Here is a 3,813-nt window from a genome sequence, read left to right on the forward strand (position 1 = left end):
TGTTTTGGCCGCAACTTACCCTGCGTCCGGCACGTTGCGCTGAACGCGCAAGCGTAGGCCTACCATAATGGCGCTACGGCTGCAGATAGATTTTTTAACATCCCTTCGGGCTGTTTAAAAAATCGCAGCCTATTGCGGTCTCCGCACCTCGGCCTTCAGCCTTCCATGGCGCGCAGTAAAAGTTCTTGAGTTAGCTCAAATAGAAGATAACCAGTCAATTTTGGAAGTGGCGGTTGGAACGGGTAAATTATTTGCTGAAATTGTAAAGTCTAATCCACAAGGACATAATGAGGGAATTGACATCTCACCCGAGATGTTAACTAAAGCCAAAACACGCCTTACCCATTCTCCATCTACAAACTATGACTTAAAGTTAGGGAATGTTTATCAGTTAGGCACCTTTGATTTAATTATCTGTAACTATTTAATCGACATGTTACCAGAAAAAGACTTTATTCCTATTCTTAAGAGTTTTAACCTGAGATTTCGGCAAGCTTGCAGAAACCTCACATCTGATCTAGGGAAAACAGTGCATAGGAAACAAGCGCTGTGACCCATGGGGAGATATAGACTAAATAGGGTTTTAATGTAATGAACCATCCTACTCACTGAGTTGGCAAAAAGTTGTTACCAGCTTAGTATCCGAATTGGAAAATTTGAAACTGAATGGGAGGTTCATTACATTAAAACCCAAAGTCACGATTGGTCTAGTCACCGAACATTATATAATAGTCTATAATAAAAAGGGTAATAACCAGGTGTCTGGTTGAAATAAGGCTATGAATAAAGACCCTATTGATTTAGAGCTACATGAATTTATACTTCAAAGTATTGATAATGGATGCAATTGTATTTTAATTGGAGAGAAGCATCTGGCAAGTAAAAATAGCATGGAAGCCTTAGCAGAAATAGCTAGCGTTTTACGTCAAACCATGTATGAAACAGGAAGAAAAATTATTATTTTAAGTGAGTCATTCTCTGCTACCTCACAAAAAAGCCAAGCCAATATCAAAAAAATGATACAAAAAATGCAAGTAATCCATCAATACTAATTTCTGACTGGGAGAGCGCGCATACATTATCCAAACATGGAATTGACATTTTTGGATTAGAGAATCATAAAACTGATCCTTCTTTAAAATGTAAGACTGCTAAAGATATTGATAAGTTTTTACAATCACTAGATCCTGAGTTATTAAAATCTCAACATCAAAAAGAGCTTGAGAGTTATCTGAATGGCTCCTGTACTGAAGAAGATTACATATATCATGGTATAAGAAAATACATGTTTTCTGAATATAGAAGTATCATTCCTAACGAAGAGTTTTCAAAGTATATCAATTCTATTGATGATGATGTTATATGTATTGTGTGCGTAGGTTCAGCTCACATACCCGCTTTATGGGATGAGAATGGGGATTTATTAGAGCCTGGAATGTTAGAAAGAATATCGCTCACTAAAAAATTGTGCAGCAACTTTTATTACAAGAACGAATAGTTCTATACGTGGAATTTACTATCCGGAACCTGAAGGAAATCACCACTATTCATCCATTGATAATGTCAGTAGAGAAAGCATTCTTAGTATTGCAGATATAGTCATTAATGAAATAAAGCACCATATTCATGTATTACAAAGCAAGAAAAAAATCTAGATAAAATTGATAAACTCACAATTTTAGTAGACCAATTAGAAGACCAACGATATGTTGATGGTATTACTTTAGGTATTATAGTAGAAGAATGGGAACAAGATATAAGGAGAGATAGGTTTAACAATTATATGACACAAAATAATAAATCCTTATCTGAAAATAATGACTCACTATTTTCAAAGAGAAAAGGCTTTGATACTACACAACAATTCATCGAAGAAATGAAACAACAATATGGCGACTATCCATTATCAACTCCAGTTAAGGAAATAAACGATCAATCTGTTGAGAAAGGCTCTAATAGAATGGAATCTATCCAAAAAATTTGATTCAAAAGATTATGGTTGGATAAGTAATAGTCGTGGCTCGCCAGTGTCTAAAGCTTGTTTGATAGTTTCTAGTTTATTGGTGCCATTTATCATTAAGTCGCCTCCTAAATTCTCCGAGGCTATAGGCTAAACAACAGCCCTGTCTTTAGTCACCCACGCTTGCCGAAAACTCAGCGTGCAGTTGGTGTTGGCTGTGAAGATCGGCAAGATTTGTTGGGTCACCGTTCAGGGCGAATAACAACACATTATTCATCTGCTGAGTTGCAAAATCTGTTGTAAGTGGCTAATCGAGTTTGCGAAAAACAGCAAAGTGGGGGGGATTACCGTGGTTCTCACTTTACTTCGCAATCGCAATAACCGTGCTAATGTTAGTAAGACACAAAGTTCTAAGATAATAGGTTTATAGCTTTGACTTACTGTAGGTCCCGAAGATCTCCCGAAGTGAGATTTTTGGAAATTCGAAAATCGATTGTAACTTATTGATTTCAATGGTGGCCAGAGGCAGAATCGAACTGCCGACTTAGAATGTGCGAAGTGCATATTCATTAGATGGTAAGCTAATATTAAAATCATTAAGTGTAACATCAATAAGGTTAGGATGATCTTCAGCATAAAGAGCGAGTTCATTTTTATAAGTAATTGCTAAACTTACTAGATTAGCTTCAATTTTTTCGACAATGTCATTTGCTACATTTTCAGGTAAAATTTCGTATCCTTCCTGTTGGTTAAACTGCCCCTCTCGTCTAACCACATAATCAATCAATAATTCTCTATTTTCACAATAAATAAATTTATATAAGGTACCAACAAATTCATTTTTTGCTCTAAAGTTAAGTGTTCAAAAATGATTGGAAATTCAGAGTTTATTCCACAAAACTGGATATTCCGTGACTCTAATGTATGACTACAAAATATTTGGCCGCCATCAATAATTACTGCTCGAGCGATGCCATCATCACCAATTACATAGCCTGTATTTGCGCCGGTACCTCCTAGCCAGTCGTTATCACCCAAAATTTTTGCTACGGCTGCGATTGTCATCAAACCCTGTAGGGGGTAACCATTAATCTCATAAGGGACTTTACCAGTATTAGTAATTGTGTCCGCAAACTCTTCTCCTAACTCACAAAAACCCTCTATTCTTTTAGACATCATTGTTACATAAAAATCCCCATTATATCGAGGAATCATTCTACTATTTTGCATAGCGTAAAGTCGAATTTCGTCTTCTGACATGCTAAATAGTGGATGTACCGTTGCGTATTTAATCGCCATATCATGGATATAATTTTCGCTTCGAATGCCAATGCGACAGCTTGGTGAATTCGCTACCAAGGCATAAAAATCCAAAGCTATTTTTTCTTTGACAGCTGTATATTTTGAATAGGGTGCTTCTGCTTTTTCAATAAACTCAATTACATTACCTTGCTTACTTTTAACTATCTTTTTATGTTTTACAACAGAACCTCCTGACTGATTTGCAAGCGACATATCTACATAATCGCCTGATTTTCCGGCAAATACTCTGTCATGAACATGACGTCTGGAAACCTTTTCCAGATGACCTTCCTCATATAATTGTAATTCTCTCGCATACGTCTGTTGTAAAATATCAAGATTAGCCGTGATTATGGATAAAATTTCATTAGATTTTTCATCTGGCAATATCTCAATTTGCCTTCCTTGGTAGTCAGTTTGTGTATTAAACTTACCTCCTCGCTTTACCACATGCTCTAATTCGCCACTTTTTTCAAATCTTATAAAACTATATATTGTTGCAATAAACTCTTGTTTCTGTTGTGCACTTAAGTTGCTAAATTGAATTGGTT

5 protein-coding genes and 1 pseudogene are annotated in these 3,813 nt (G+C 36.1%); 4 read left to right on the plus strand and 2 right to left on the minus strand.

What is annotated here, in order from left to right; genetic code table 11:
* Positions 1-121: 121 nt before the first annotated feature.
* From BN58_RS22575 to BN58_RS33055, 4 genes and pseudogenes are all read left to right on the plus strand, one after another.
* Positions 122-553, plus strand: a complete 432-nt coding sequence (locus tag BN58_RS22575) for a class I SAM-dependent methyltransferase (RefSeq protein WP_083852125.1) — start codon at positions 122-124, stop codon at positions 551-553.
* Between the two features lie 226 nt (positions 554-779).
* Complete coding sequence (locus BN58_RS05985) at positions 780-1,052, plus strand: hypothetical protein (RefSeq protein WP_019216064.1); 273 nt, start codon at positions 780-782, stop codon at positions 1,050-1,052.
* 731 nt (positions 1,053-1,783) lie between these two features.
* Positions 1,784-1,984 carry a hypothetical protein gene (locus tag BN58_RS05990; protein ID WP_019216065.1) on the plus strand — a complete coding sequence of 67 codons (201 nt, stop codon included), beginning with the start codon at positions 1,784-1,786 and terminating at the stop codon, positions 1,982-1,984.
* A 174-nt stretch (positions 1,985-2,158) separates the two neighbouring features.
* A pseudogene (locus tag BN58_RS33055) lies at positions 2,159-2,390 on the plus strand (site-specific integrase); the annotation flags it as partial.
* Between the two features lie 114 nt (positions 2,391-2,504).
* Here the strand turns inward: BN58_RS33055 and BN58_RS06000 are convergent.
* Both BN58_RS06000 and BN58_RS31560 read right to left on the minus strand, forming a co-directional pair.
* Entirely contained in the window at positions 2,505-2,747 is a 243-nt protein-coding gene (locus tag BN58_RS06000) for a hypothetical protein (RefSeq protein WP_019216066.1), read from the minus strand.
* Positions 2,744-3,813: hypothetical protein (locus BN58_RS31560; RefSeq protein ID WP_026069291.1), on the minus strand; the 1,070-nt coding region annotated here is incomplete at its 5' end. The genes BN58_RS06000 and BN58_RS31560, both read right to left, overlap by 4 nt.

The sequence above is a fragment of the Legionella tunisiensis genome, assembly GCF_000308315.1.
GTDB lineage: Bacteria > Pseudomonadota > Gammaproteobacteria > Legionellales > Legionellaceae > Tatlockia > Tatlockia tunisiensis.